The sequence below is a fragment of the Agrobacterium sp. NPDC058088 genome (genome assembly GCF_042885035.1).
Taxonomy (GTDB): Bacteria; Pseudomonadota; Alphaproteobacteria; order Rhizobiales; family Rhizobiaceae; genus Agrobacterium.
The window spans coordinates 1-4,117 of sequence record NZ_JBHVSU010000025.1; the positions used below are offsets into that span (position 1 = coordinate 1).

Annotated in this window: 5 protein-coding genes and 1 pseudogene; 2 read left to right on the plus strand and 4 right to left on the minus strand. The window is 52.1% G+C overall.

Features of this window, described 5'->3' with window-relative positions; genetic code table 11:
• Positions 1–209 precede the first annotated feature (209 nt).
• Both ACFVTJ_RS25290 and ACFVTJ_RS25295 read left to right on the plus strand, forming a co-directional pair.
• The gene (locus tag ACFVTJ_RS25290) at positions 210–461 is read left to right on the plus strand and encodes a transposase (RefSeq protein WP_386911258.1); all 252 of its coding nucleotides are present in this window, start codon (positions 210–212) and stop codon (positions 459–461) included.
• Positions 462–592: 131 nt separating this feature from the next.
• The gene (locus ACFVTJ_RS25295; protein ID WP_386911262.1) at positions 593–994 is read left to right on the plus strand and encodes an IS5 family transposase; all 402 of its coding nucleotides are present in this window, start codon (positions 593–595) and stop codon (positions 992–994) included.
• Here the strand turns inward: ACFVTJ_RS25295 and ACFVTJ_RS25300 are convergent.
• The 4 genes and pseudogenes from ACFVTJ_RS25300 to ACFVTJ_RS25315 form a co-directional block, all read right to left on the minus strand.
• Entirely contained in the window at positions 972–1,253 is a 282-nt protein-coding gene (locus ACFVTJ_RS25300; RefSeq protein WP_386911259.1) for a hypothetical protein, read from the minus strand. The two genes, ACFVTJ_RS25295 and ACFVTJ_RS25300, sit on opposite strands and share 23 nt — an antisense overlap.
• Positions 1,254–1,397: 144 nt before the next feature.
• Positions 1,398–2,138, minus strand: a pseudogene (locus ACFVTJ_RS25305) (IS5 family transposase).
• 549 nt (positions 2,139–2,687) lie between these two features.
• Complete coding sequence (locus tag ACFVTJ_RS25310; protein WP_386911260.1) at positions 2,688–3,623, minus strand: TylF/MycF/NovP-related O-methyltransferase; 936 nt, start codon at positions 3,621–3,623, stop codon at positions 2,688–2,690.
• Between the two features lie 212 nt (positions 3,624–3,835).
• On the minus strand, positions 3,836–4,117 hold a 282-nt coding region (locus ACFVTJ_RS25315), incomplete at its 5' end, for a hypothetical protein (RefSeq protein ID WP_386911261.1).

Below are 4,117 nucleotides of genomic sequence, written 5' to 3' on the forward strand. Positions count from 1 at the left end.
CTCGAGCGCATCGCCAAAGGATGGCCCAGCAGCGATCTCGATGCACTCATGCCGTGGAATTACACGCGCTGAACGGTCTCAGCTTGCCGCTTACCAAGATGGCTTTCCTTCCCCAGTTCATCAGGGCTGAATTAAACTAGGGCCCGTTGACAAAGTGGGTTCTCAAATCAGTTCAAGCGTGATTCAAGACTGCCATTTAGGAGGCAATTTTGGCACGCGGCGACCTGACGGACATGGAATGGCGGATCATTGAGAGGCTGTTACCCACCGAACGTGGGCGTAAATCGCGGCCCGCGCATGACAATCGGCGATATATTAACGGCATGCTGCATGTCCTTCGGGTGGGGTGCCCCTGGCGCGACATGCATGAGCGATACGGCAAATGGAATTCGGTCTACGTCCGTTTCTGGCGCTGGGCGGAACAAGGCGTCTGGGACGCCCTGCTTGAAACGCTTGTCTAGCTTGGACTGACCGATGACTGGCAACACATGATCGATAGCACCACGGTTCGCGGCCATTCTCAGGCTGCGGGCGCTAAAGGGGGACTCATAAGGGGGCTTTTGGTCGATCACGCGGCGGCTTTACGACCAAAATCCACGCCCGATCAGACGGTCAAGGACACCCTTTTGGCTTCATTCTGACGGGTCGAGAAGCTTCTGATTACAATGCCGTTCCGGCCCTGCTAGCGATGCCGGTGGGCAAACCGAAATTGTTTCTTGCCGACAAAGGATATGACGGCGATTTCCTTCGCAAGGAATTGTTGACCCATGGTATCAGATCCTTGATCCCGCCGAAGGCTAACCGAAAGAACCCGCCAGCCTGCGACTTCAAGGCCTACAAAGACCGAAACCGCATCGAGCGAATGTTCAACCGCCTCAAGCAGCTCCGGTGGATCGTTACCCGCTACGACAAAACCCGAAAATCATTCGAAGCCTTCCTGGTGTTGGCCTCAGTCAAACTCTGGTTGCCGTTCATTCACGTGAGGGCTTTTTAGGTCGCTCTTTTTCCGCGCCCCAAAAAACAAGGCGGGCGTCCGGGGCTTCTTTGACAACACGAATGTCCATCTGATCCCGAAGTTCTCTGCGAAATCGCGAAGCGTTGCGGGCTCCCCATACGCCGATAAAGCACTCACGCGTGGCTTCGTTTCTGAAAACGGCCGCGCCACCAAAGGCTGAAGACAATCCGCCTTCACCGACTACACCACCGTTGCCATACACCGACATCACCGCTTCTAGCGCCGCGACACTGATCACGGTATCGCCAGAAGGGGCGAAACCCGCACTTCGGAAAAGAAAAACAGGACACGGAGAGTTTGCCATTCGGTGAGCATAGCTCGCAGATGATCGTTCGCAACCTCATCATGGAACTTTGTCAACAGGGCCTAGGGCGCGGACTCGTTAAATTGCTGCGAGCTTGAGTGCTGCCAGATAGTTGTCGGCCCGGCGGTCATATCTTGTGGCAAGGCCGCGCAACTGGATGATGCCATTGAAAAAACGCTCGACGTGGTTGCGCTGACGATTGACCAAGCGGCCGAAGCTGAAGGTCTGTTTGCGGTTGGTCTTGGCGAGAATGTTTGCCCAGCATTTCCGTTGCTAGGCAAAGCGACGGGTCGCGTCGGTGTCATAAGCCTTGTCCGCAAGAAGCGTCGCACCGCGCCGCAATCCGCTCAGCAACCTTTCCGCCATGGGACCGTCGGGAGCCTGATCTGCGGTCAACTACATACGAACAGGCCGCCCATCAGCATCCACGAGCGCATGGATTTTGGTGGTCAGGCCGCCACGGGTACGTACCATCTAAGGATCGGCAGAGCCCCTTTCTAGTGTTTGCACCGTGCTGGTGAACGCGAACGCACGAGCTGTCGATCATCACGATGTCACCCGCATAACGCTTTGACACGGCATCAAGAAGTTGATCCCAGGCACCTGCCTTTCGCCAACGAGAGAAGCGATTGTAGAGCGTCGTTCACGGCCCATAGCGCTCGGGCACATCGCGACAGGACGGACCCGTCCTAAACCACCAACGGATAGCATTGTCACCCGGCGGTCATCAACGCGTTTCACTCCACGGCTCTTGGTGGGAAGCAGCGGCTCGATGACGGCCCATTCCTCGTCGCTCAGTTCGTGACGGCGCATGATGATCTCCCTTCAAGGGGAGTGAATTAATCCGCTCGCCACATGAACCCCGTTTATGGGGACGTGTCCGGTGGAACGGGGTCCACTCGAGCCTACGCGCTTACTGCTTGACTCGTACCAGAGCTCATTAGCCTACTCCTATGAAAGTTGGACATGATCAGCCACGGCTCTCTCCCGAGTTTTCGCCAAGAAGCGCAGCAATGATCGATGATGTCGTCGTAGGATTTGAAGGTCTGTTAGATAGCCAACTCTGGCGCATCCACTACCACAGGTCAACTGGTTCAGCTCTGCGGACTTCGGAGGCAGCGAACGAATAGTGATGTTGCCGAGACGACGAGATTATTGGACATCCGCCAACACGCATGGGCCATAAGAAGGACGTCGTGGCATCGCCAGCGACATCTCGAGAGATTTCGGCCAGATGCCGGATCATCGCATGTTGTCGAAGTATCTGGTCGAAATCTACATACACGTGGCCGATTACGCGCATACTCCCCGAAAGGCGAAACAAACCCAGACGCCGGCGACTTAAGTCACTCAAACATTACACTTGTCTTACAGGCGACATTTGCGAATTACAACCGTCCCGGAGCGGTCCGGAATCGGAACTATGAATTCCGGCTTATCTGCAAAAAATTCGTCGATGGCACGAATAGCGCCGTCCCAGTATAAACTCATGTAGTCATGCATTACTAGGAACCCACCCTCAATTAATCTTGGATAAAAGTATTCCAAACCAGCCTTGATGGGTGCATAAAGATCAGCGTCAATATGAATCAAGCTATAGGAATTTTGCCTCGGCAATAACGTAGCTGTATCGGGAAAAAATCCCTTGATGAATGTAACTTTATCTTCACCTACCCGACTTTTTACATAATCCAAATTCGTATCACTGAAAGCGCCGGCAAGATGCTTCTCACCCTCCTCTAGGTCACTCTCGGGAAATCCCTCGAAAGTATCAAGCAAATACAAGTGCTTGGAAGATCTTCTGGCGAAATTTGCCAGCATTACAGCCGTGTCGCCTTTAAAAACGCCCAATTCTGCAACATCTCCGGCAATTTTGCTTGCCTCCAACAAATCGAAAATCATGGAAAACGTGTAAAAGCGCACCATGTCGCCGCTGCTCTCACGAATACTGTTTTGCGCTGGATCAAAACTCCCGCCCTGCGCTCGATACAAAGACAGTTGCTCGCTGTAGCGGACCGGAATTTCGCTAATAAATGTATTTTCGGGTATGATGAGCCTTTCACGTGTACCCTCAAAGCTTTGTCTGTCAGGACGCTCCGTGGTTTTGATAATCACCTCAAGTTGCGAGCCAAGTTTGGTCAACGCGTTACCATGATTGTTCTCAATGTCAGCGATCCTGCGACCAAAATCGGTAAACGCGTCGCCATGATGTTCTTCAAGATATCCCACTTTTTGCAGTAGTTTTGAATTTTCATCTTGAAGTCGTTTTATCTCATCACCTAATTTTTTGAGCCGACTAAACAAGCGCTGCCTCGCATTCAAATCTTGTTGCTAAAAAAGATCTGTACCTAAGCGGTCTCTTGAAATTGACCATTCCTGCGCCTCTATCGAAAAGCTCCAATTAATTCAGCAAAGGCCCCTGTACGAAAATTCCGAGACAGTGTGCATCGGTGCTTAAGTTAAAAGGACAGAAGTTTCCTTCATAAACGAGTGCTTACATTATTCAATACCGCTTTTCAGGTGTTACCATTTATTTGACGTGGCCGGCAACATGTTCTTCGATTCAGACGGAATTGCCATAGCCATTCCGCTCTTCTTCCAAGCCAGTAGGCAAGCGCCGATAGTTCATATGTATGCACTCGTGGCCAGCGGACAATTCGGCGTTCGAGGCCTTTAAATGGGGCCGGCTTCACTACCGCAGATTGAATAGCCCCTAGATTTGTAGACGCCTTCTTTCCTAATTTTGAGGCAGGAAGAGTATCATGAGCAAATCGAATTTCAGCGAAGATTTTAAGCGC